This is a genomic window from Enterococcus sp. E5-162 (assembly GCF_035725965.1).
Taxonomy (GTDB): Bacteria; Bacillota; Bacilli; order Lactobacillales; family Enterococcaceae; genus Enterococcus_B; species Enterococcus_B lactis.
In genome coordinates, this window is record NZ_JAPRFV010000011.1 from 61,609 (window position 1) to 85,298 (window position 23,690).

Annotated in this window: 23 protein-coding genes and 1 pseudogene; 20 read left to right on the forward strand and 4 right to left on the reverse strand. The window is 38.2% G+C overall.

Features of this window, described 5'->3' with window-relative positions:
* Positions 1–24 precede the first annotated feature (24 nt).
* A complete protein-coding gene (locus OZZ83_RS11255; protein ID WP_010727054.1) occupies positions 25–1,128 on the reverse strand; it encodes an aminopeptidase P family protein in 1,104 nt (367 codons plus the stop codon).
* 209 nt (positions 1,129–1,337) lie between these two features.
* On the opposite strand from OZZ83_RS11255, the gene ccpA reads away from it, so the two are divergent.
* The 13 genes from ccpA (at position 1,338) to OZZ83_RS11320 (ending at position 7,685) form a co-directional block, all read left to right on the forward strand.
* Positions 1,338–2,339: a catabolite control protein A gene (ccpA, locus tag OZZ83_RS11260; protein WP_002291653.1), complete on the forward strand. Its 1,002-nt coding sequence runs from the start codon at positions 1,338–1,340 to the stop codon at positions 2,337–2,339.
* 345 nt (positions 2,340–2,684) lie between these two features.
* On the forward strand, positions 2,685–3,080 hold the full coding sequence (locus OZZ83_RS11265) for a hypothetical protein (protein ID WP_025481034.1): 396 nt from the start codon (positions 2,685–2,687) through the stop codon (positions 3,078–3,080).
* Positions 3,077–3,331 carry a hypothetical protein gene (locus tag OZZ83_RS11270; protein ID WP_010727056.1) on the forward strand — a complete coding sequence of 85 codons (255 nt, stop codon included), beginning with the start codon at positions 3,077–3,079 and terminating at the stop codon, positions 3,329–3,331. The genes OZZ83_RS11265 and OZZ83_RS11270 overlap by 4 nt, the downstream gene beginning before the upstream one ends.
* A gap of 43 nt (positions 3,332–3,374) precedes the next feature.
* Complete coding sequence (locus OZZ83_RS11275) at positions 3,375–3,770, forward strand: hypothetical protein (protein WP_278023355.1); 396 nt, start codon at positions 3,375–3,377, stop codon at positions 3,768–3,770.
* Entirely contained in the window at positions 3,770–4,021 is a 252-nt protein-coding gene (locus tag OZZ83_RS11280; RefSeq protein ID WP_086307078.1) for a hypothetical protein, read from the forward strand. Before OZZ83_RS11275 ends, OZZ83_RS11280 begins: the two co-directional genes overlap by 1 nt.
* Before the next feature lie 42 nt (positions 4,022–4,063).
* On the forward strand, positions 4,064–4,459 hold the full coding sequence (locus OZZ83_RS11285; RefSeq protein WP_278023354.1) for a hypothetical protein: 396 nt from the start codon (positions 4,064–4,066) through the stop codon (positions 4,457–4,459).
* Positions 4,456–4,710 (forward strand): hypothetical protein, encoded by a 255-nt coding sequence (locus tag OZZ83_RS11290; RefSeq protein ID WP_070704305.1) that lies wholly within the window; start codon positions 4,456–4,458, stop codon positions 4,708–4,710. Before OZZ83_RS11285 ends, OZZ83_RS11290 begins: the two co-directional genes overlap by 4 nt.
* Positions 4,711–4,753: 43 nt before the next feature.
* Positions 4,754–5,149: a hypothetical protein gene (locus OZZ83_RS11295; RefSeq protein WP_278023353.1), complete on the forward strand. Its 396-nt coding sequence runs from the start codon at positions 4,754–4,756 to the stop codon at positions 5,147–5,149.
* Positions 5,146–5,400: a hypothetical protein gene (locus OZZ83_RS11300; protein ID WP_278023352.1), complete on the forward strand. Its 255-nt coding sequence runs from the start codon at positions 5,146–5,148 to the stop codon at positions 5,398–5,400. Before OZZ83_RS11295 ends, OZZ83_RS11300 begins: the two co-directional genes overlap by 4 nt.
* Positions 5,401–5,442: 42 nt before the next feature.
* Complete coding sequence (locus OZZ83_RS11305) at positions 5,443–5,838, forward strand: hypothetical protein (protein ID WP_278023351.1); 396 nt, start codon at positions 5,443–5,445, stop codon at positions 5,836–5,838.
* Positions 5,835–7,091, forward strand: a complete 1,257-nt coding sequence (locus tag OZZ83_RS11310) for a lipase (RefSeq protein ID WP_278023350.1) — start codon at positions 5,835–5,837, stop codon at positions 7,089–7,091. The genes OZZ83_RS11305 and OZZ83_RS11310 overlap by 4 nt, the downstream gene beginning before the upstream one ends.
* Positions 7,092–7,102: 11 nt before the next feature.
* A complete protein-coding gene (locus tag OZZ83_RS11315; protein ID WP_278023349.1) occupies positions 7,103–7,426 on the forward strand; it encodes a hypothetical protein in 324 nt (107 codons plus the stop codon).
* The gene (locus tag OZZ83_RS11320; RefSeq protein ID WP_002305583.1) at positions 7,419–7,685 is read left to right on the forward strand and encodes a hypothetical protein; all 267 of its coding nucleotides are present in this window, start codon (positions 7,419–7,421) and stop codon (positions 7,683–7,685) included. Before OZZ83_RS11315 ends, OZZ83_RS11320 begins: the two co-directional genes overlap by 8 nt.
* Before the next feature lie 162 nt (positions 7,686–7,847).
* Here the strand turns inward: OZZ83_RS11320 and OZZ83_RS11325 are convergent, their stop codons facing one another.
* Positions 7,848–10,193, reverse strand: coding sequence for a transglycosylase domain-containing protein (locus OZZ83_RS11325; RefSeq protein ID WP_002345254.1), 2,346 nt, complete (start codon positions 10,191–10,193; stop codon positions 7,848–7,850).
* Between the two features lie 278 nt (positions 10,194–10,471).
* On the opposite strand from OZZ83_RS11325, the gene OZZ83_RS11330 reads away from it, so the two are divergent.
* Together OZZ83_RS11330 and OZZ83_RS11335 are read left to right on the forward strand one after the other, a co-directional pair.
* Positions 10,472–11,374 carry a deoxyribonuclease IV gene (locus tag OZZ83_RS11330; RefSeq protein ID WP_002308625.1) on the forward strand — a complete coding sequence of 301 codons (903 nt, stop codon included), beginning with the start codon at positions 10,472–10,474 and terminating at the stop codon, positions 11,372–11,374.
* A 210-nt stretch (positions 11,375–11,584) separates the two neighbouring features.
* Positions 11,585–13,360, forward strand: coding sequence for a hypothetical protein (locus OZZ83_RS11335; RefSeq protein ID WP_010727060.1), 1,776 nt, complete (start codon positions 11,585–11,587; stop codon positions 13,358–13,360).
* A 308-nt stretch (positions 13,361–13,668) separates the two neighbouring features.
* On the opposite strand, the gene OZZ83_RS11340 is transcribed toward OZZ83_RS11335, so the two are convergent.
* Entirely contained in the window at positions 13,669–15,255 is a 1,587-nt protein-coding gene (locus OZZ83_RS11340) for an Nramp family divalent metal transporter (RefSeq protein ID WP_002320293.1), read from the reverse strand.
* Positions 15,256–15,505: 250 nt separating this feature from the next.
* Here OZZ83_RS11340 and OZZ83_RS11345 point away from each other — a divergent pair, with 250 nt between their 5' ends.
* From OZZ83_RS11345 to OZZ83_RS11365, 5 genes and pseudogenes are all read left to right on the forward strand, one after another.
* A complete protein-coding gene (locus OZZ83_RS11345) occupies positions 15,506–15,730 on the forward strand; it encodes a YneF family protein (RefSeq protein WP_002291670.1) in 225 nt (74 codons plus the stop codon).
* Positions 15,731–15,871: 141 nt separating this feature from the next.
* Positions 15,872–17,623, forward strand: a complete 1,752-nt coding sequence (locus tag OZZ83_RS11350; protein WP_002325057.1) for an ABC transporter ATP-binding protein — start codon at positions 15,872–15,874, stop codon at positions 17,621–17,623.
* Positions 17,623–19,407, forward strand: a complete 1,785-nt coding sequence (locus OZZ83_RS11355) for an ABC transporter ATP-binding protein (RefSeq protein WP_278023348.1) — start codon at positions 17,623–17,625, stop codon at positions 19,405–19,407. Before OZZ83_RS11350 ends, OZZ83_RS11355 begins: the two co-directional genes overlap by 1 nt.
* Before the next feature lie 334 nt (positions 19,408–19,741).
* Positions 19,742–20,594: pseudogene (gene licT, locus OZZ83_RS11360) on the forward strand (BglG family transcription antiterminator LicT).
* 96 nt (positions 20,595–20,690) lie between these two features.
* Positions 20,691–22,577, forward strand: coding sequence for a beta-glucoside-specific PTS transporter subunit IIABC (locus OZZ83_RS11365; protein WP_278023347.1), 1,887 nt, complete (start codon positions 20,691–20,693; stop codon positions 22,575–22,577).
* 40 nt (positions 22,578–22,617) lie between these two features.
* Here OZZ83_RS11365 and OZZ83_RS11370 read toward each other — a convergent pair whose 3' ends face one another.
* Entirely contained in the window at positions 22,618–23,520 is a 903-nt protein-coding gene (locus tag OZZ83_RS11370) for a MurR/RpiR family transcriptional regulator (RefSeq protein ID WP_002294948.1), read from the reverse strand.
* Positions 23,521–23,690: the final 170 nt, after the last annotated feature.

The following is a 23,690-nucleotide window of genomic DNA, read 5'->3' on the forward strand; positions in this document are numbered from 1 at the left end:
CAGCTCTCACCTTTTTTATTTTCATTACTCTAAAACAAGTAATTCTTTTGGTGTAGTCGTGAATGGCACACAACCATCACTTGTCACATACACACAATCTTCGATACGTACCCCTACTTTTTCAGGAATATAGATTCCTGGTTCAAGAGAGAAGCACATCCCTTCTTCAATCACTAAGTCGTTTCCTTCTACAAGAGAAGGGAATTCGTGGACGGTTGTTCCGATTCCGTGACCTAAACGGTGATTGAAATATTCGCCGTAGCCATAGCTGTTGATCACGTTTCGTGCGATTTGATCAAGTTCACCTGCTGTCACACCTGGGCGAACTGCCTCTTGTGCGGCAAGCTGTGCTTCAAGAGTGATGTTATAGATTTTTTCTTGGAATTCAGTTGGTTTTTGATAAGCAACTGTACGAGTAGCATCACTGCAATAGCCATTCCAAATAACGCCAAGATCGAATAACACTAGTTCATTTGGTGAAACCTTCGTGCTTCCTGGTGTACCATGAGGGCTTGCAGCATTTGCTCCTGCAAGGACTAATGTGTCGAAAGACATTTGTGAAACACCTTGTTTTTTTAATTGGTATTCGATTTCTGCGATAATTGCTTGTTCAGTTACGCCTTCTTTTACTGTTTTGAAGCCAATTTCAAAGGCAACATCGGCCCATTTACCAGCTTCGATCAGTTTGTCTTTTTCTTCTACCGTTTTGATCAGTTGCAGACGCTGGATAATAGAAGTTAGATCGGTGTAAGAATCTGTACCTGTCAAGATATCAGAGATAGCATCGAAGCGATCGACAGTCAGAGCATTCTTTTCAATACCTACATTACCAGGTTGCCCATAGCGTGCGCGAAGCTCTTTTCCGATGATCTCCCAAGGATTTTCGCTGTCTAAGTAGCCACGTACATCGTACGTCCAGCTGCTGTTTTGAGCATCTTCAACTTCCAGAGCAGGAGTGAAAAGGAAAGGATCTTGTTCCAGAGGGATAAAAAGAGCTAGTACACGCTCGTGAGGATCACTTTCATATCCGGAAAAGTAAGCGATGTGGCCAGGGTCGCTGATATAAGCCAATTCTACTTGGTGTTGTGCCATCCATTGACGTAGTTCATTGATTTTTACGTTATTCATTTAGCAACCTACTTTCTAAATTAATTTTGTATTCAATAATTGTACCACTGATTGATTAAAAGACCAACGTTCTTAAAACTGAAAAAAGTAAAAATTTTCATGAAAACAGAGATAAAACGGTTGCAATTGTTGAGATTATTTGATATCCTATTTTAGAAATGTAAGACGTATTTTCAGAAAACATATAAAATATGAATAGGAGAACACAAATGGAAAAGCAAACAATCACTATCTATGATGTAGCGAGAGAGGCAAATGTTTCGATGGCTACTGTTTCACGTGTCGTAAATGGCAATCCAAACGTCAAACCAGCAACAAGAAAAAAAGTCTTGGAAGTTATCGATCGCTTGGATTATCGTCCAAATGCAGTCGCACGTGGCTTGGCAAGTAAGAAAACAACAACAGTTGGGGTAATCATTCCTGATGTCAGCAATATGTTCTTTGCCTCTTTAGCACGTGGTATCGACGATGTGGCAACGATGTACAAATACAATATCATCTTAGCAAACTCAGATGGCAACGATCAAAAAGAAGTCAATGTATTGAATAATTTATTGGCTAAGCAAGTGGACGGCGTGATCTTTATGGGTCACCATATCACAGACGAAATCCGTGGAGAATTTTCACGTTCAAAAACGCCTGTTGTACTAGCTGGTTCCATTGATCCAGATGAACAAGTAGGTAGCGTAAACATTGATTATGTATCAGCAACAAAAGATGCAGTAAATAAATTAGCAAAAAGCGGCAATAAAAAAATCGCTTTTGTCAGCGGTGCGCTGATTGATCCTATCAATGGCCAAAACCGTTTGAAAGGCTATAAAGAAGCATTAAGCGAAAACAATCTACCATATAGCGAAGGATTAATCTTTGAGGCACAATACAACTTTAAAGATGGTCTGTCTCTAGTTGACCGGATCCATAATAGCGGTGCAACAGCTGTCTATGTTTCAGACGATGAATTAGCCATTGGTATCTTGGATGGTTTATTAGACCGTGGCGTAAAAGTACCAGAAGAATTCGAAATCATCACAAGCAACAATTCTTTACTGACAGAAGTAGCTCGTCCTCGTTTGACAAGTATCACACAACCATTATACGATTTAGGAGCGGTATCCATGCGCCTATTGACGAAAATGATGAATAAAGAAGAAGTCGAAGAAAAAACGATTATCTTGCCTTATGGAATCGAAGAAAAAGGATCAACTAAATAATAAAAGATCAATCATTTAAAGGTTGTTCCCAAAGTGGTCAACTTCTGGAACAACCTTTATACGAGAAAAGGGGTTATGACAAAATTTTGTCATAACCCCTTTTTTTGTGACTTTAAAAAAAAGAGAGAATGGCGGAAACAAACCTTACGTCCATCGTATACGACACAATCTGTGCGTAGATGCTACATTTTGTTCACTACTATCAAAATTACTTTAAAATGAAAACGTGATAAAAAAGAAAGTAGAAAAGTAACTCTAAAAAATCCAAAAAAATCCAGGCTCGATTGCGTACTTATCTTAAAGGAGAAACAATCCATCATACATAACCCGAAAGGAGACTTCTATTTGCCTAAGAAAAGACGAAAGACCATAGTCATCATTTTGACCATTCTTACTATAGGAATCGGAGGAAAATTTTACATGGACAAAAGAGAAGCGCAAAAACAGCAAGATTTACTCGCAGTAGAAAAACAGTCCGTCAAAGTTCTGAAAAATACCTTTGCGGATATCAAGGAAGTGAAGGTAGAAGAATTTAAAAAAAACCCTGTTACCGGAAGTTATGGTGCACTTGTGACAATGACAAATAATGAAGGGAAATCTGTTTATTTTGATTATAGTTTTTGGAAGGAGAGAAATGAACTTGGTGGTTTTGGCATTGAGAACAGAGCGGTACAAAAGACAGGAGTCACTATAAAAAGAGTAAAAGTAATTTTTTCTAACGGACAGGAGGAGTTAGTATGACAATAAACGATAAGCATTACAATGATATTAGTGAGAAGGTTTATTGGCTAGATCCCAAATATCCCCGCTACAATGAGGGATACAAAAAGAACTCTGTTAAAGAATTTGCTGGTATGGAATTTCAAATCTTACAAATCAAAGACTCATTGGACGGCATGCAGGCGATGGTTGTAGCGCCAATCGTCCATAGCAAATTGGAGAAAAATTTCAAAAATAAAAAAATTCCTGCAAACTTTCGCGTACTTAAATAATGAAGGTATCAATACCGTACATAAAAAGAAAGGAGGCACGTTCTTGCCCCGGAAAATAAGAAAACTCAGCTTAGCCATTTTATTCATCATCATATTAGGGGTCGGAGGGAAAGTCTATATGGACAAAAGAGAAGTGCAAAGACAGAAAGATTTACTCGCAGTAGAAAAACAATCCGTCAAAGTTCTGAAAAATACTTTTGCGGATATCAAGGAAGTGAAGATTGAAAAATCTGCTCGAAATGAAATGACGGGTTCATACCGGATAGTTATTCTAATGACTAATAAACAAGATCAATCGATTTATTTTTCTTATAGTTTTTGGAAAGAAAGAAATGAGATAGGAAGTTACGGAATAGTTGATGAAAAAAAGCAAAAAGAAGGAAATACGCTCAATAAAGTTAAAGTAACTTACTCTAATGGAAATGAGGAAAGTATTTAATGATTACTGACAAACAATATAGTGAATTAAGTGATGCTGTTTACTGGCTAGATCCTAAACATAGAGACTATGTACCTGAAATGCAAGAAAATTTAAGTTTTAAAATTAACGGCACTATGTATAAAATCCTAAAAATCAAAAACTCCTTCGACGGCATGCAGGCGATGGCTGCGGCGCCAATCGTCCATAGCAAATTGGAGAAAAATTTCAAAAATAAAAAAATTCCTGCAAACTTTCGCGTATTTAAATAATAAAGGTATCAATACTTACATAAAAAGAAAGGAGGCACGTTCTTGTCTCGGAAAATAAGAAAACTCAGCTTAGCCATTTTATTAATCGTCATATTAGGGATCGGAGGGAAAGTCTATATGGACAAAAGAGAAGTGCAAAGACAGAAAGATTTACTCGCAGTAGAAAAACAGTCCGTCAAAGTTCTGAAAAATACCTTTGCGGATATCAAGGAAGTGAAAATCGAACAATTTGAGAAAAACGACATGACAGGAATCTATGAAGCATTGATAACGATGACCAATACAGAAGGAAAAGTCGTTTATTTTGATTATAGCTTTACAAAAGAAAGCAATGAGATAGATGGCTATGGTGTTGAAAATGAAGAAGTACAAAAAGAAGGGATTACGGTTGATGAGATTATAGTTATCTATACAGATGGAAGTGAGGAAAAAGTATGACAATTACTGATAAGCAGTATAAAGGAATAAGTAATAAAGTATATTGGCTAGATCCAAAACATCCTCAATATAGTAAAAGTTACAAAGAAGGCGCCATTAAAAACTTTGGAGAAACAAAATTCCAAATCCTAAAAATCAAAAACTCCTTCGACGGCATGCAGGCGATGGCTGTAGCGCCAATCGTCCATAGCAAATTGGAGAAAAATTTCAAAAATAAAAAAATTCCTGCAAACTTTCGCGTACTTAAATAATGAAGGTATCAATACCGTACATAAAAAGAAAGGAGGCACGTTCTTGCCCCGGAAAATAAGAAAATTCAGCTTAGCCATTTTGTTAATCGTCATATTAGGAATCGGAGGGAAAATCTATATGGACAAAAGAGAAGTGCAAAAACAGAAAGATTTACTCGCAGTAGAAAAACAGTCCGTCAAAGTTCTGAAAAATACCTTTGCGGATATCAAGGAAGTGAAGATTAACGAAGCAGGAAAAAATGAAAAAACTGGTTCTTACGGAATGCATATAACGCTAATAACTATTAATAACGAAACAGTATCTTTCTCGTATACGTTTTGGAAAGAGCAAAACAAAATCGGGAGTTATAGTATAGAAAATAGAAATATACAAAAAAAGGGAATCACTAAAGAAAAAGTAAAAGTTACTTATACAAATAAAGAGGAGGAACTAGTTTGACTATAACTGAAGAATTCTATCGGGAGTTAAGTGACAAGGTTTATTGGCTAGATCCTAAACATTCAAAATATGAGCCTGATTTAAAAATTAATAGTGAGTGGGATTTTGCGGGTGTTGAATTTAAAATCCTACAAATCAAAGACTCATTGGACGGCATGCAGGCGATGGTTGTAGCGCCAATCGTCCATAGCAAATTGGAGAAAAATTTCAAAAATAAAAAAATTCTTGCCAATTTTCGCGTACTTAAATAATAAAGGTATCAATACTTACATAAAAAGAAAGGAGGCACGTTCTTGCCCCGGAAAATAAGAAAATTCAGCTTAGCCATTTTGTTAATCGTCATATTAGGAATCGGAGGGAAAGTCTATATGGACAAAAGAGAAGTGCAAAGACAGAAAGATTTACTCGCAGTAGAAAAACAATCCGTCAAAGTTCTGAAAAATACCTTTGCGGATATCAAGGAAGTGAAGGTAGAAGAATTTAAAAAAAACCCTGTCACCGGAAGTTATGGGGCACTTGTGACAATGACAAATAATGAAGGGAAATCTGTTTATTTTGATTATTTTTTTTCAAAACAAATGAATGAAATTAGCAGTTATGGCGTAGAAAATGAAGAAATACAAAACGAAGGGGTTACTACTCCTAAAATAAGAGTTATTTATTCTAATGGAGAGGCGGAGGAAGTGTGACAGTAAAAGACGAAGAGTATAGATATATAAGTGAACATGTTTATTGGATAGATCCTAAACATCCACAATACAGCAAAACTTATAAGGAAGGGGGAATAAAAAAAATCGGCAATACAAAGTTCCAAATCCTAAAAATCAAAAACTCCTTCGACGGCATGCAGGCGATGGCTGTAGCGCCAATCAAGAACGGTAAAGTGGATATTTCTCAAGTAGTGATTGCTTTTGCAGGAACGAACTTAAGCGATTGGAAAGATTTGGAAACGGATGCAAGAAGTATTATGAATCTCTATGGGAATAGACCAGGAGCAAGTTTTTCTGAAAAAGCAACAACAAACAAGATTTTATCCGTTAGTGGATTGAAAACAGCGGGGCAAATCAATTCAGCGATTGCATTTGCTAATGAAGTAAAAAAGGAATATGGAGAAGCTGCTATTTCTACTACCGGCCATTCATTAGGTGGATTCTTAGCATTATATGTAGCAGCAGAGAAACAATGGAAAAATGTCGGCTTCAACGGGCCGGACCCGTATGATCTCTTATCACCAGAAGCAAAAAAATGGGTGGAAGAAAATCCCGGTATGCTCACCAATTACCGAAATCACGCCGATTTTATCGGTAATTTTGGTGGTAATGGCACAGGTGCTGAAGTTCGGATCAGTATGGAAACAGCATTCTTGAATCTGCTTGCTTCCCACAGTTTAACCTCTTGGAAGTTTGATGAAAATGGAAAGCTGATTATTCCTGAAAATGAAAACAATGTTAAAGCTCGAAAACAACAGAAAGAAAACCAAGCGACCCAGTTGTTTTCCTATCAGTTGCAAGAACTGAACAACATACGTAAAAAACTACGATTAAGTGGCGGCCGGCTGACAGTTAATGAACAAATTTACTTAGATGACACACAAGCTAGGTTAGTGGTGGAAAAGTTATCGGCAAAAATGAAAAGCGCTATGGAAGAAGTTATCCGCATCAATCAAAGAGGAATTTTTGAGCTAGAGAAAAAATGGCAAGAAGGCTTGCGGCAAGCACGTGTTGTCGCCCCTTCGTTGACTGAACAGGAAATCATAGAAGCATTAGCTAGTGTGGGCGCCACAAAAGAGAACTTAGTCGATTCTGCGAAAGAAGTCTATCTGCTACGAATCAATAAGGCAAGACGTATGGGGGAGGCCTTTGATACATTGGCGAAGGAGATCCAAGACAAAATCAATGAAATCGTGGCACGAGATCGAGAATTAGCACAGCAATTCAATTAAAGGAGAAGTAGATGAAACTAGAAGAATTGGAAAGAGATTATCGAAGTGAACGAAGACAATTAGAAGCTCAAGAAGATGAATTGATCCACTTTAAGAATCAAGGATTACGATTGATGGAGCAAGAGGAGCAGCGACTGTATCATGTATTAAAGAACTTAGCTTTAGATAATGAGCCTCTGTTTCAAGCAAGACGAAGTTATTCGAATTATCAGGAGCATTATCAACAAGCCCTACAAGTAGAACGACGAAAACTCTATCAGCAGCAAGATGAACTAGAACGTTCCTATCGTCAAAAAATCAGACAAATAACTATGGAGAAATCATCTTATGAATGAATTTTTAATGCAATTACTAAAAGAATTAGAGAAAAATCTACATCGATCAAATGTACGTTCAGTTGGTATGGGGATATCTCAGCAAATTTGGGCAGAAAAACGATTGACAGATCAAAACCACCAAATGACTGCAGAAGAAGCTGCTCAAGAATTTTCTAACCGACATGTACACTTGAAAGAATCAGTAAAAGGGCAATTTGCAGAAAAACTAACCGAATTATTCCAAAGACAAGAAAAGAAATTAAAACAGTTTCGTTAGTAAAGTTATATAGAAAAATTTTGTGAAAATGGTTTTTCACATTTTTACATAAATTTGTCTTAATATCGTAGATGTAAGCTTTTGAACACCATTTATTCGGAAAAAGGGAGCTGTGACAAGATTTTTGTCGCAGCTCCCTTTAATTCTGATTAATCTATTAGATCAATCATCTTTATCGTCTGATTCTTTGGTCTCTGGATTCGCTCTAGCATAAGCTGAAGCGGTGTTCCAGTAATCTGTATAGTTTTCATCAGTACCGCCAACGCCGAATTTAAAGGCGCTTTTCTTCGGACCATTTTTTGCCCAAAGTGACTCCACTGTTTTTCCTGGCGTTTGGATGGATTTTTTATTGACAGTAACTTTTCCAGCTGTTTGTCCTGTGAACCCAGATACTTTTTTCTTCATCACATCGGATGATAAGTCAAATTTCTCATCAGTGCCGAAAATCTCAGGGTTTGCTTGGTAAGCTTGATTGATTAGATTGGCAAGATAATTAGCCGAACGTATTCTTGCTTGGCTGTCCATTCCAGTATTGTCATCGTGTCCTGCCCAACTACTGATAGTGATAGATGGAGTTGAGACGATCAGCCATGAATCTCGGTATTCATTGGTAGAACCAGTTTTTCCGACCCAATCTGCATTTCCTAGATTTCCGTTTAAGCTTGAGATGACATCTTTGAATGGTGTAGTGATTTTTTCATTGATCACACTACGCATCATGTCATTCATGATCGATGCCGTTGCTTCGGAATAAATACGGACAGAATTACTTTCATGTTTATAAATCACATTACCTGCATTATCTGTGATGGAATCAATGATATAGCCTTCTTCGTAGACTCCACCATTTGCTAAGGCCTGGAATCCATTTGTCTGTTGAAGCGTCGTTACATCTACTGTCCCTAAAGGAGCCGATTCAACGCCCCAATTATCATTTGCTGGGTAGTTCATCTTCGCCAAGTAGTGCTCGTAAGCGTATTGTTTCGATCCACCGGAATTCAACACATCTTGATATAAGTGATAAGCTGGGATATTGTTGGACCATTCCAGTGACTCACGGACGGTTTGGAAGGTGTTCGACCCTTCATTGGTCGCATTGACGATTTTCTCACCAGCATTTTTTCCTTCTTGCCAAGTCGTTGCATAATCTGATACACGGGATTCTGATCCGACAAGTCCCATATCGATTGCAGGACCGTAAACAAGAACCGGTTTGATGGATGAACCAGCTTGACGTTCTGTATCAAAGGCGTGGTTATTTTGATTCTGGCTGTAATTCCGACCACCCACGAAGCCATAGATACGTCCGGTTCTGTTATCCATCAATACATTTCCAGTCTCCACTTGGCTACCAGCACCATCATCTAACATGTAGCCATAATTTTCTACGCCGGTTTGCAATGCAGCATAGATATCTTTATCGATCGTCGAATGGATCGTATATCCTTTGTTTTGGATCGTTTGCTGTGCTTTTTGATAATAAGCTTCACTGACCGATGAATCTGACATATCAGCATTATCTTTTTCTGCCAATTGTTGTGCAATAATCCTTGTTGCTTCGTTCATCACGGTATAATACAAGAATTCTCTGTCAGTCTGTTCCGCGATTTGTTGTGGGAGAAAGTCTTTTGTAAGATCATAGGCTTTCGCTTCTTCGTATTGTTCTTTCGTAATTTGTCCTTCACGGTACATACTGAATAAAACAAAATCTTTTCTGGCAAGACCGGCAGAAAGATCTTCTTTTAGCGCGCCTGTATTCGTGTATGGACTATACGTGATAGGGCTTTGAGGCAAACCAGCGATATAAGCAGCTTGCGGCAGAGTCACATCCTTTGCATCTACACCAAAGATTCCTCTAGCAGCTTCCTGGACTCCAGCAATATTTTGCCCCTTATTATTCCGACCAAATGGTGAGACATTCAAATACGTAGCAATGATCTCATCTTTTGAAAAGTGTTTTTCTACTTGTGCAGAAAGAACGATCTCGTTTGCTTTACGTTTGAATGTTGTTTCATCGGTTAGGATCTGTTGTTTGACTAATTGCTGTGTCAAAGTGGATCCTCCAGACGAGCCGATGCCAGTCGCTTCTGAAACTAGTGCTCGTAAAACAGCTTTAGGGACATAACCTTGGTGTTTATCGAAGTATTCATCTTCTGTACTGATAATCGCGGTTTTCAATAAAGGCGAAATCTTATCAGATGAAATAGTCGTCCGCATCAGATCTGTCTGGATTTTTGATATCTCTGTATTATCTGCATAAACAATCTTTGACGTTTCCGTAATGTTTCCTAGTTCTGTCTGCAGTTCTTTTTTAGTCGGCAATTGTGTGTCTTCGACAAGATAGGCAAAGTAGCCAGCACCTATTCCGATACCTAGAGCTGCGAACAACAAAAGAAGAACAGTAATAAAAACAGTCAATGATTGAAACACTCTAAAAATAATCTTAGGAACAAACCATTTTTCTTTTTTTCTTCTATTCTGTTTTTTTCGAGTATTTTTGCGTGGCAAAAGGGTCACCTCAACTAATGGTTTTATTTCGCTAATTATAGCAAATAATAGGACAAAAAAACAGACAAGGCTGTTTTTGACAGGAATTTCTTTTTCGAATGAGATAAAACGTGAGGAAATGATCTTTTTTATGAAAGAGTTCTTAAGCTTTTCTTTAGGGAAAGTTTCAGTTACTATGGAGAACAGGGCAAAGAAAAACAAACTATTTTCTTTGTACATCATCTTATCAATATATAGGAATTGTTCGAAACAATTGCCTTTCAAGGAGGAATCCATCCATGTTATTAGGCTCACACGTCAGCATGAGCGGAAAGAAAATGCTGTTAGGCGCGGCAGAAGAAGCAGCCAGTTACGGATCTTCGACCTTTATGATCTATACAGGCGCTCCTCAAAATACTAGAAGAAAAGCTATCGAAGAGATGAATATTGATGCCGGAAAAGCATTTATGGCAGAAAACGGACTAACAAATATCGTCGTTCATGCGCCTTATATCATTAATTTGGGAAATACGATCAAACCAGAAATGTTTCCATTTGCTGTACAATTTCTGAGAGAAGAGATTGTCCGTGCGGAAGCTTTAGGTGCTACTCAAATCACCCTTCACCCAGGCGCTCATGTAGGAGCAGGGGCAGAAGCTGGGATTGCTAGAATTATTGAGGGGTTGAATGAAGTTTTGACAAAAGAACAGACGGCACAGATCGCTTTGGAGACGATGGCAGGGAAAGGTACGGAAATCGGTCGAACATTTGAGGAATTAGCGCAAATCATCGATGGAGTAAAATTGAATGAAAAATTATCCGTTACTTTTGATACATGTCATACGAATGATGCCGGATATAATATAAAAGAAGATTTTTCAGGTGTAATGGAAGAGTTTGATAAGGTCATCGGATTAGATCGGCTTAAAGTACTGCATATCAATGATTCTAAAAATCCACAAGGTTCTCATAAAGATCGGCATGCCAATATCGGTTTTGGAACAATTGGATTTGACACATTGAACAAAATCGTCCATGATCCAATGTTTGACAACATTTCGAAAATATTAGAAACCCCATATGTCGGTAAAGATAAAAAGAAAGCTTACGCACCATATGGAAAAGAAATTTCCATGTTCAAAGCGCAAGCATTCGATCCCGAAGTGTTCCCTGAGTTATTAGCAGAAGAAGTCACACTTTAAGTTTTCTATCTGACAGCAACAAAAAAGGATTGGGCAGTCTGCCTTGTCCTTTTTTGTTTAAGAAACAAAGGAGTGCTTTTTGCATTCGTTTTCGACATGCTCCTTTCGCCCCCTCTTTTTAAATTCAGACAAACAGGGTATACTGATAGAAAAGTAAAAAACGAAAAGTGTCACAAACAAGTAGCAAAACGTGATTGAAAGGACGAAAAGATGCTGAACATTTTAAACCCCTTGATCGACCAACTAAAAAAGAAACATACATACTTTATTCTTGGCATAGCCGTATTATTTACAATTATTCGGTTGTATTTATATAGTAAAGCAATCTATGGAACAGATATGTCGGCGACCTATGATGATCAGCTGCTGATTCACTATGCTCAAAATATTTTGGATGGTAAATGGCTAGGGGAGTACACGACTACGACACTTTCAAAAGGGATCTCCTACAGCTTGTTTTTAGTACTTGCACATAAACTGCATCTTTCTTATGCAGTTTTATTCGGCATGTTCAGTATTCTTGCCAGTATATTGGTTGCACTAGCGTTTAAACCAATCGTGAAGAACAAGTATCTTCTTTTAAGTATCTATTTTTATTTTTTGTTTTCTCCGATTAGTTTTACACATGAATATTCCACTCGAACATATCGTAATGCTCTCGTGATCCCGACTGTTGAGATCATTATCGCTTGTTTACTAGCTATTTATTACCGCAAATATAATTCCAGCAAAAAATTGCTGCCGTGGTTTTTAGGGCTAGCTGTTTCTTTTCCTTTCTTTTGGTTCATTCGCGAAGATTCCATCTGGCTTCTTCCTTTTACTGTAGTCGCGTTAGGCATCAGTTTCGTTCAGATCTTGCTAGGACAAGACTTTTCTTTCAAAGAAGCAAAGAAGTTAAAAGAACGACCATTTCTCCTTTCGAAACAAGAATGGCTGAAACTTTCATTGTTTTTACTCCCTCTAGTCGGTTTCTCCATCGTCTATCAGTGGATCGAATATAAAAACGAGACAACATATGGTATTGCCGCCATCAATGACCGTTCGAGTGGCGAATTTGGACGTTTGATGAAACAACTGATCCGAATAGATGACGAAACAAACTTAAATAAAGAAAACAGTGAGATATGGGTCTCGCATGCTGCATTAAATAAAGCTTTAGACGCATCTCCTACATTTCATACTGTTTCTACTCGTATTGACGAATTGTATACGACTCATGCGTGGACCCAAGGCGGAAAAGTAAAAGAATTACCAGGAGATATCATTTTTTGGGCATTGCGAGATGTGGTAAGCGAATCTGGTTATTACCAAAACAATGCAAAAGAAACCAATGATTTTTGGAAAAAAGTCAATCAAGAATTAGAAGAAGCCTATCAAAAGGGAACTATCAAAAAGAAAAAAGAATTTTATCTGATGGGATCAGGGGATGGAAAGACGATGAATGATCTGCCAATCGTATTTGCTTTTCTGAAATCAGGATATGCCTATGCATGGCGATACAAAGATTTCCATCAAGGGGGGAATTATAGTTTCGGGACGCAAGAACAAGTCGAACAGGCACAAGAACTATTGAATCTTCCACTAATGGATAATTGGATCGATAGCAGTGATCCGAGAACACCTGATTTCCAGTTGACAAAAACAGCAAAAGTCGCGAATGTCATGATAAAAATTTACCAAGTTCTGGCCATTCCCGTGCTGATTGCTTCAATAGCAGGGATATTACTTATGATACTAGGAACCGTATTTGCAAAAGCTGATCGTGCCTATTATAGTTCCTCTTTGATTGTAGTCATCGGATTAATACTGACACAATTGGTTTTTCTTTTCGGTGTCTCGTGGTTTTGTTCTTATGCGCCAGAAAAAAAGGATTATTTTTTAAGTGTCTACACTGGCGCAGGCGTGCCATTAACGCAATTCATCGCAGTAACAAGCATGCTAGTTTTTAGTAAATTGAATCTGAAAAAAGCTTTATCTTCCAAATAAAAAGGGAACTGTGACAAAAGTCTTGTCGCAGTTCCTTTTTCCGAATAAACGGTGTTCAAAAGCTTGCATCTGCGGTAATAAGCTCAACCAAACGTAAAATATGAGGAACTATTTTTGTTTGGCTGTTCTTATTACTTGATGCAGGGCAGCTTTTTCACAACCTCTGATACACGGTGTTCCAGAAGTAACTTCTTCGGAAATAAGCCGAAATTTCACAAAAATTTGAAAAGCAATTTTCTTAAATTCCTTCTTATTTCTTGAAGCTGCCCACTTCTGTCACAACCTCCTTTGTGTAAAAGAATCAGTTTCTATTCGATTTCTTCTATCGTTTCTTGCAAACGCTGTTCATATTTTTTGTTTCCTTTATATAAATCACCAATCGTCCATGCCAACAGGAGAAGGACAAGAACAATGATTACATAGGCGATTTGATCAGCCAATGCTAGTTGAGCTGAGGTGGCTTGCTCGCCGAAGAAACTTTCGATTTGACCTGGTAATCCTCGTAAGTTCAAGTAAGTCAGACTAATCACAGAGAACCAGCCAAGAAGTTTTACAACAAATGAATTTTTGAATCGGCTCCCCATCTCCGCTTGGCTATTGGTCATCATCAGTAAAGGAATCATCGAGAATGGCAATGCAAAAGCCAGAAAAACTTGGGATTCATTCATCAAGTTATTCAAAGCGGTATGTTCTTCGATCGTTCCTTTTGTACTTGTAAACAAAACACAAATCAATACAGGAATCACAGAAAGCAATCGTGTGACTAGTCTTCTTAGCCAAATCGGGATACGCATATGGATGAATCCTTCCATGATGACTTGACCGGTCAACGTACCAGTAATAGTAGAGTTCTGGCCAGAAGCAAGAAGTGCTACAGCAAATAAAGTAGACAAGATACCAGATTTTGCTACAGCAATCAAGATACCATTGCTCATAGCTGATGGATCAGATAAAGCTTCATACAGACCAAAAAAGGAAGGATCTTGGACAGAACCGGTTTTGAATACAGCGACACCCATGATCAATAGCAGTGCATTGACTAAAAAAGCCATTGACAACTGGATATTAGAGTCCCAAGTAGAAAAGCGTACCGCTTGTGCTACATCTTCTTCGTCTTGGTGATCAATCTTCCGAGTTTGAGAAACTGCTGAATGAAGATATAAGTTATGCGGCATGACTGTTGCACCAATAATCCCTAACGCTCCAGTCAGCGGAGTTTCACCACCTATGACAGGTGAGTCTGAGAATGTATGACTGTTAGGGATAAAGCCAGCAAATAAACTGTGCCAATCAGGGTTAGACAAGCCAACTTGATAGACGAAAACGAATAAAATGACGAAAATCAAGCAGACAACCAAAGCTTCGATTTTACGAAACCCGACTTTTGTCAGCAATAAAAGGACGAAAACATCTAACACAGTGATAAATACGGCAATTACCAATGGAATATCAAAAAGTAAGTAGAGGGCGATTGCTGCACCAATGACTTCTGCGATGTCTGTTGCCATAATGGCTAATTCAGTCAAGATCCATAAAATGACACCCAATGTCTTACTTGTCCGTGCTCGGATTGCTTGGGCCAAATCCATTTGGGTCACGATTCCTAATTTTGCTGCCATATACTGTAAAAGCATAGCAATTAGACTAGACATCAAAATAACTGACATCAATAAATATTGGAAATTTTGTCCACCAGTGATCGAAGTGGACCAGTTACCTGGATCCATATAACCAACTGCTACTAATGCACCTGGTCCAGAGTAAGCAAGAAGTGTTTTAAAAAAACTTTTTCCCTTTGGTACATCCACTGTTCCATTTACTTCAGCTAAAGATAAACCATTTGTATGTTCAATAAGTCGATGCTTATGAAATTGTTTGTTGGATTGATTATTCAAGAAAAAACCACCTTTCCTATTTATCTACGATTACATTCTACACCTCAGAAAGAAAAAATTAAAGAAAAAGATTCGGTATGCCTAATTTTTTTTCGTGGCGTGTCTTGCTGGTTAATGAAAGAAATTTTGTTCTTCTCTAAAAAAACCACTATTTTTTGCATGAAACTAAAGAATACGCCTTTCTTTTTTCAATAAACTTTAGTAAAATAAATCATTGAGAGCAATTCGGAAATAGAAAGGAGAGATTTATATGGTATCAACAGGTATTGTCGTACTTATTGCTATTATTGCTTTGCTAATCGGCGCAGTAGGTGGCTTTTTCCTAGCGCGTAAATATATGAAAGACTATTTAGAAAAAAATCCTCCCGTTAATGAGGACATGTTGCGATCAATGATGATGTCAATGGGGCAAAAACCATCTGAGAAGAAAATTCGCCAGATGATGCAGCAAATGAAGAACCAAGGGAAAAAATAGGTTCTGACCCAAAGACTTTTTGCGGGCTGATTTTTTCAGTCCGTTTTTTATTTCGTAATTTGTTAGACTATTCAGACTATTCAGCAAAAAAGACAAGCACAGACAATCCTATGCTCTTGATAAAGACAAAGGAGGAGTAAAATGTCGATTTTTAGAAAATTAGGTTGGTTTTTTCGTCAGGAAAAGAAACATTATTTAATTGGGATTTTCTCCCTATTCGCAGTGGCCTTGGTACAGTTAGTTCCTCCAAAAGTGATTGGGATCATCATTGATGAGATCGCCGATAAGAATTTATCAATAAAGATCATTTCTTGGTGGATCTTACTATTGATCATTGCAGCTTTCTTACAATATCTTTTTCGTTATATCTGGCGGACGAATATTTGGGGAAGTGCAGCTCGGTTGGAGAAAGAACTTCGGCAGCAGCTATTCAAACATTTTACAGAAATGGACAATCTCTTTTACCAAAAATATCGGACTGGAGATTTGATGGCTCATGCAACGAATGATTTGAATGCAATCCAGAATGTAGCAGGAGCTGGAATCTTGACCTTTGCAGATTCAGTGATTACGGGCGGAACAACGATCATTGCGATGATTTTGTTTATTGATTGGCGCTTAACACTGATTGCGCTGATTCCTCTGCCTTTGCTAGCCGTTACTTCACGAGTGCTGGGGTCAAAACTCCACGATGCTTTTCGTGATTCGCAAGAAGCTTTTTCTAGTATCAATGATAAGACACAAGAAAGTATCACTGGGATCAAAGTCATTAAAACATTTGGACAAGAAAAAGAAGATCTCGCGGATTTTGAAGAAAAGATTGAAGATGCAATTATTAAAAACAAACGAGTCAATTTTTTAGACTCCTTATTTGATCCATTCATTACCTTGATTATCGGTCTGTCTTATGTTGCAACAATTATTTTAGGTGGAAAGTATGTCTTGGAAGGCACGATCTCGATCGGGCAGATGGTCTCATTTATTAGCTATATCGGTATGCTTGTTTGGCCGATGTTTGCGATTGGTCGATTGTTCAACGTATTGGAAAGAGGAAATGCTTCTTATGATCGCGTCAATGAACTTTTGCATGAAAAGACGCATATCGTGGAACAACTGGGTGCAGTGCAGACCCCGGCAAAAGGCGAGCTGAATGTAGCTATTTCCTCTTTTAACTATCCGAAAGAAGAATCACCAGCATTAGAACAAATCAAATTTGCGATCCAAGAAGGAGAAACATTAGGTATTGTTGGGAAAACTGGTGCGGGAAAAACGACAATCATCAAATTACTGATGCGTGAATACGATGATTATCAAGGGAAAATCCAATTTGGCGGACGTTCGATCAAAGAATATTCATTGAATGCTTTATTAGGATCAATCGGTTATGTGCCTCAGGATCACTTCCTGTTTTCGATGACCATTCGAGATAATATCCGTTTTTCTAATCCAAAACTTTCAGAAGAAGAAGTAGAGCATGCGGCTTCTTTAGCATTTATCAACAATGAAATCAAGGAATTGCCAAAAGGTTATGATACCTTAGTTGGAGAACGTGGAGTCTCTTTATCTGGCGGACAGAAACAAAGGATTTCGATTGCTCGAGCATTGATCAAAAATCCTGAATTGCTGATCTTAGATGATGCACTTTCTGCAGTAGATGCCAAAACAGAAGAAGCTATCTTGCATAATTTAAAAGAAATAAGAAAAGAGAAAACAACCATCATTGCAGCTCACCGTTTAAGCAGCGTGATGCATGCAAAAGAAATCATTGTTGTCGATCAAGGGAAAATCATTGAACGAGGAACCCACCACGAGCTGCTTGCATTAGGTGGCTGGTATGAACGAATGTGGGAAAAACAGCAATTAGAAGCGAAGATAGAAGGAGGCGAGGCCTGATGGATGAAAATTATCAATCGGAATGGACAAAATCGATTCCACTTAAAGAACAGAAGAAGATCATCAAACGACTGATGAAGTTCGCCAAACCTTTTAGAAGAACGTTCATCGTTGCTATCTTATTTGCGTTTGCCCTGTCTGTGATCAATGTCCTATTGCCAAGGATCATCCAAACTTTTATGGATGATCATCTGGCTAAACAGTCAGCTACGACACAAGTTATTTTGTTTTTTGCTGGTGTGTACTTGTTTGGAGTCATAGTCAAAAGTGTCATTTGGTTTTTCCAATGGTATTTGTATTCCATGGCTTCATTGAAGACCTATCAGTATGTTCGGGTAAGATTATTTGAAAAGCTGCATACACTAGGTATGCGTTATTTTGACCAGACACCGGCAGGATCGACCGTTTCTCGAGTGACGAATGACACAGAAACGCTATTTGAATTTTGGTATGTCTTTTTGATGGTATTGACTGGGATCTTTGCAGTCGTTTCTTCTTTCGTTGCCATGTTTCAAATCAATGGAGAAATTGCCTTGTGGACTTTGGTGTTCTTGCCGATTTTAGGAATCGTCATCTGGTATTACCAGAAATTCAGTTCTCGTATTTACCGAAATATGCGGGAAAAATTAAGTCAGCTGAACACGAAATTGAATGAATCGATTTCCGGCATGCGTATTATCCAGCAGTTTCGCCAAGAAGCTCGTTTAGCTAAAGAATTTGAACAAGTGAACAACGAGTATTTAGACACGCGCTATGCGATGATCAAAACGAATTCGATTCTGTTAAGTCCGATCATCAATTTTCTCTATGCATTGGCGATTGCGTTGGCGTTGACTTTGTTTGGGATCGATGCGTTGCATTCTCCCGTAGAAGTTGGACTGATCTATGCATTTACGACCTATGTCCAGGGATTTTTTAATCCAATGTCTCAAATGATGGACTTTTTGAGCACCTTTACAGATGGGATGGTTGCCGGTAGTCGTATTTTGAAAATCATGGATACAGAAGAATATGCACCGCAACAAAATCCTGGAGCAGATCAAGCGATTACTTCAGGTAAGATCGAGTTTCGCAATGTAAGCTTTTCTTATGATGGAGAGCACAATGTATTGAACAATATCTCTTTTGTCGCTAATCCGGGTGAGACCGTTGCATTAGTGGGGCACACCGGAAGCGGAAAAAGCTCGATCATCAACGTATTGATGCGGTTTTACGAATTTTATGAAGGCCAAATCTTGATTGATGATCATGACATTCGAGAATATCCAATGGAAGAGTTACGTAAGAAAATGGGATTGGTCTTGCAAGATGCCTTCTTGTTTTATGGAGATATTGCAGGAAATATCCGGATGATGAATCCAGCTATCACAGACGAACAGATTCGCCATGCAGCTGAGTTTGTTCAAGCAAACAAGTTCATCGATGAATTACCAAAAGGATATCACTCAAAAGTGATCGAACACGGTGCCAGCTATTCTAGTGGACAACGACAGCTGATCACTTTTGCGCGAACAATCGTGACAGATCCTAAAATACTAGTATTGGATGAAGCAACAGCAAATATCGATACTGAAACCGAAGGATTGATCCAAGAAGGATTGGCAAAAATGCGACAAGGACGGACAACGTTTGCGATTGCCCATCGGCTGTCCACGATTCGGGATGCAGAATTGATTTTAGTTTTAGACAAAGGTCATATAGTAGAGCGTGGGAATCATGAAACACTTCTAGCGCAAAATGGTTTGTATGCAGATATGTACAAACTGCAAAGCAGTGGTGTGTAAAAAGAGGTTGTGACAGTAGCATAGTAGCATTTTGTCCTAAGCGCTAGAGTGAAAATAAAACAGAGCTTCCCAGATTCTTCATCTGTGAGCGTTAGTGGCGTAGTCACCCGATTTAAAAAAGACGACGACAGCTAGTCAAAAGTGCCTAATAGCCACTAAGAAAGCGTTGACAAAAGCGTTTGCTTTCGATAATATAAAGAAAACGATACAACTTGGATAGTGATTGCCTGATGCAAGCTAAACCTGATGAGTCTCCCATGGTTCCATGGACGGCTTTTTGGGTTTTTCTTTTTGTTTTGAATACAGCCCTATATATCATGGAAAGGAGCAAAACATGCTGATTGAGAAAGTACTGAATAACAACGTCGTAATAACCAGGGATGAAAGAAATCAGGAAATGATCGTGATGGGAAAAGGTTTGGCATTCAAAAAGAAAGTGGGTGACCCGATTTTTGACTCATGCATCGACAAAAAATTTCAGTTGACAAATGACGGGCTTTCACAACAGTTCCAAGAATTGGCACAAGCGATTCCTCTTGAGTACTTAGAAATTTCTTGTGAAATCATTGAATATACAAAAGAGGCTCTACAAGTCCAGTTGAATGATTCTGTGTATATTGCATTGACGGATCATTTGTATACGGCTATCGAACGTCACAAAATGGGAATATTTGTACCAAATGTATTGCTGTATGATATCAAACAACTATTTCCTAAAGAGTATGCCATCGGGAAAAAAACAGTGAAGAAAATCTCGGATAAATACCACATCAAGTTATCAGAAGATGAAGCCGGATTTATCGCATTGCATTTAGTCAATGCACAAGGCATTCAAAGCCAACAAAACAATACCTACCTGTTTACTATAACAATACAGGATATTCTAAATATCGTCCGCTATTACTATAAGATTACATTTGATGAAGATTCAGTCCATTTTTTTTCGATTCGTCACACACTTACGTTTTTTTCTGACACGCGTCCTAGATGGAGAAAAATCAGAAGTGGGAGAAGTTTCTGAGGAATTGTTTCAGGTTATTCAAAAAAAATATAAGGATACGTTTGGTTGCGTTGAGAAAATAGCAGACTTTTTAGCCGAGACGTTCAACTACCAGATGTCCACGGACGAAAAAATGTATTTAACGATCCATACTGCGCGTTTAGTGCATGAGAATCGTTGTAAATAAATAAAAAAAGGAGGATAAATTAACAAGAACGTATGAAATAAGGGTAGTGACATTCAGTTGGCTAAACCTTCCACTAATATATTGGAGGGAATAGAAATGGGAAAATACCAAGAATTAGCGAGAAAAATCGTAGAAAATGTCGGTGGGAAGGAAAATATCAATGGTTTGACACATTGTATCACAAGGCTTCGTTTCAAATTAAAAAACGAAGAAAAAGCAAATGATGAGATCTTGAAAAATATGGACGGTATTGTAACGGTAATGCGAGCGGGAGGGCAGTATCAAGTTGTCATCGGGAATCATGTGCCAGTCGTGTTTGAAGAGGTTATAAAAGCAGGAAACCTTACTTTTGATGAGGCTGTTTCAACAGAAAAAATGAGACCGTTTGATATGCTTATTGATGGAATATCGGGCTGTTTCCAACCATTCCTTGCTATCTTAGCTGCTGGCGGGATGATTCGTGGACTGACAGCATTCCTTGTCTTCTTAGGCGCGTTTGACCGCGGTTCTGGCACATTTGTTATGTTTGATAATATCGGTGATTCTGTATTCCAATTTATGCCTGTTATTATCGGTTTAACAGCTGCCCGTAAATTTAAAGTAAATGAATTCGTAGGGATGTTGCTTGGCGCAGCATTAATGAATCCTAGCTTGTCGCTGGAAGCTTTGAGTGGTGCAGCAGAAGCACCACTAACGACCATATTTTCTGGCACTATTTTTGAAGCACCTATTTATCAAACAGTATTCGGCATTCCCTGGATTGCGCGTAACTACGCTTCTTCTGTCATTCCCATTATCTTTATTGTGTTGTTAGCTAGCCAAATTCAGAAACCAATTAAAAAGTTAGTACCTGAGATGATCGCGAATTTCTTCGTTCCATTCTTCACCGTTCTTATTACAATGCCTTTAGGTTTTTTACTCGTTGGACCAGTATTCACATTCGCAACTGATATTTTAATGGCTGGATTTGAAACACTTTTAGCACTTTCGCCAGTTATTTATGGAGCAATCGTAGGCTTCTTCTGGCAAATTCTGGTGATGTTTGGTCTCCATTGGGCAATCGTACCAATGGGATTGATGCAATTTTCTGTGAATGGTTGGCAAAATATTATGACACCTGTTGCAGTAGTGTCTTTTGGACAAACTGCAGCACTTACCGCACTCTACTTTAAGCTTAGAAATCCAAAAGACAAAGCAATTGCAATACCAGCCATTGTTTCTGGTATTGTGGGGATTACAGAGCCAGCTATTTATGGGTTTACATTACCACGTAAAAAAATATTTATTTTTACCTGTGTCGGTGGTGCGTTAGGGGGCGCGTATAGTGGGTTAATGAATTTAACTTCTTGGAATCAAGGTGGACTAGGCATCTTTACAATTCCCAACTATATTAGACCAGATGGTGATTTAACAGATGTGATTAATGTATTGATTGGGATCGCCATTGCGATGGTGGTATCCTTTGCGCTGACTTTTTTCTTTTGGAAGGAGGAAGCAGGTGAAACAGATGACAGACAGAAAAGATCAGGTAAAGAAATTGTAAAAACACCGATACAAGGACAAATCGCTCCACTGAAAGCAGCAAAGGATGCAGCTTTTGCACAAGGAACACTAGGTCGAGGAATCTTGATCTACCCTGAAAAAGGAGAAGTACGTGCCCCTTTTGACGGAACAGTCATGACCCTGTTCCCCACGAAACATGCAATCGGAATGGTTTCTGAAACAGGTCTGGAATTGCTGATTCATGTCGGATTGGATACTGTTCAGTTGGAAGGGAAATATTTTGAAAGCTTGGTGCAGCAAGGAGAAAGAGTGAAACAAGGTGATCTGTTGCTCCGCTTCGACAAAAAGAAAATCGAAAAGGAAGGATACAGTTTAGAAACATCTGTAATCGTCACCAATTACATGGATTATTTGGATATTTTGGAAAATCAAGGGGAGACGGTCGGGCCAGACGATGCACTTATCACCGCACTGACCTGAACGGTTAGGTGAAAGAATGGAATAGACTTAACTATTCTTTTTAGTCCACTTCTTTATTTTCAAAATTGAAAGGCTCTTTCATGATGGCTGAGCTGATAGGGCGTTTATCAAATTTTTGTCCTACAGAAATTAGATGGACTAAATTCTGTTGATAATTTTCTGCAAAAACACAACTATATAACACGTCTAGAAGATAACAAATCGATGTATTGATCGTAAAATTACCAATTTTTGAATACAGTCGTTCGCGTGTCGTAAGTCGCAAAGCGGCTGTACTCATTGAGGATAGCGTTGAATCACCGATACTGGTCAACGCTAAAATTGGAACATGATTTTGTTTCAATATTTCTGCGGTACGAAGGATCACATTGTTTTCACCCGTATAAGAAATCAGAATCCCGCACATATCACTCGTGCAATTGTACGCTTCATAGAACGATTCACCAAAAGTGGTGACAATCGTGACATCCATTTTGATGCGCTTCATTTTCAGCATGAAATCTTGAGAAATCAAAGTATTCGAGTTACTGGCGAAAATCACGATTTTTTTTGCTTGAAGCATTAGTTGTTTGGCTTTTTGCAGTTGGTCATGATGAATGAGAGAAAGTGTATCTTGAATCGTCATCTGTTCTAAAGAAGCCATTTTATTTGCGATCGTCATAATACCGTCTGTGGTGGAAAAAGGAAGATTCGCATCTACGTCTTGAAAATTCCCTTCAAGATAGGCTGTTTCAGCTAAAAAAGCATTACGAAAACTGACCCAGCCATCAAAACCCATTTTTTTTGCTACACGGATGAGTGTGGACGGGTGGACATAACATCGCTCAGCAATCTCTTGGATGGTCATTTCGCCAAGTGCTGGAGAATCGCTTAAGAGAAACTGAATCACTTCATTTTCTGAAGGAGAAAAGGAGATTTCTTTGATTTTTTCACGTAATAACATGTAGATACCTTCTTCTAGTTTTTTTACGTAAATTATAACTTTTTTGAAAATGATTTGTAAACGGATTTATGTTATATAGCTTAATAAAGTCATTTTTTGACAAGATATTTACAAAAATCCAGTAGAAAACACTAACTTTTGTAAATGTTACTGGAAAGAAACGAATTTCT

Excerpts from the sequence above, each read along its gene's own strand:
- ccpA (WP_002291653.1), top strand. The coding sequence starts at position 1,338 with ATGGAAAAGCAAACAATCACTATCTATGATGTAGCGAGAGAGGCAAAT.
- OZZ83_RS11270 (WP_010727056.1), top strand. The coding sequence starts at position 3,077 with ATGACAATAAACGATAAGCATTACAATGATATTAGTGAGAAGGTTTAT.
- OZZ83_RS11290 (WP_070704305.1), top strand. The coding sequence starts at position 4,456 with ATGACAATTACTGATAAGCAGTATAAAGGAATAAGTAATAAAGTATAT.
- OZZ83_RS11350 (WP_002325057.1), top strand. The coding sequence starts at position 15,872 with ATGTCGATTTTTAGAAAATTAGGTTGGTTTTTTCGTCAGGAAAAGAAA.
- OZZ83_RS11365 (WP_278023347.1), top strand. The coding sequence starts at position 20,691 with ATGGGAAAATACCAAGAATTAGCGAGAAAAATCGTAGAAAATGTCGGT.
- OZZ83_RS11315 (WP_278023349.1), top strand. The coding sequence starts at position 7,103 with ATGAAACTAGAAGAATTGGAAAGAGATTATCGAAGTGAACGAAGACAA.
- OZZ83_RS11280 (WP_086307078.1), top strand. The coding sequence starts at position 3,770 with ATGATTACTGACAAACAATATAGTGAATTAAGTGATGCTGTTTACTGG.
- OZZ83_RS11345 (WP_002291670.1), top strand. The coding sequence starts at position 15,506 with ATGGTATCAACAGGTATTGTCGTACTTATTGCTATTATTGCTTTGCTA.
- OZZ83_RS11320 (WP_002305583.1), top strand. The coding sequence starts at position 7,419 with ATGAATGAATTTTTAATGCAATTACTAAAAGAATTAGAGAAAAATCTA.
- OZZ83_RS11330 (WP_002308625.1), top strand. The coding sequence starts at position 10,472 with ATGTTATTAGGCTCACACGTCAGCATGAGCGGAAAGAAAATGCTGTTA.
- OZZ83_RS11370 (WP_002294948.1), bottom strand. The coding sequence starts at position 23,520 with ATGTTATTACGTGAAAAAATCAAAGAAATCTCCTTTTCTCCTTCAGAA.
- OZZ83_RS11355 (WP_278023348.1), top strand. The coding sequence starts at position 17,623 with ATGGATGAAAATTATCAATCGGAATGGACAAAATCGATTCCACTTAAA.
- OZZ83_RS11255 (WP_010727054.1), bottom strand. The coding sequence starts at position 1,128 with ATGAATAACGTAAAAATCAATGAACTACGTCAATGGATGGCACAACAC.
- OZZ83_RS11335 (WP_010727060.1), top strand. The coding sequence starts at position 11,585 with ATGCTGAACATTTTAAACCCCTTGATCGACCAACTAAAAAAGAAACAT.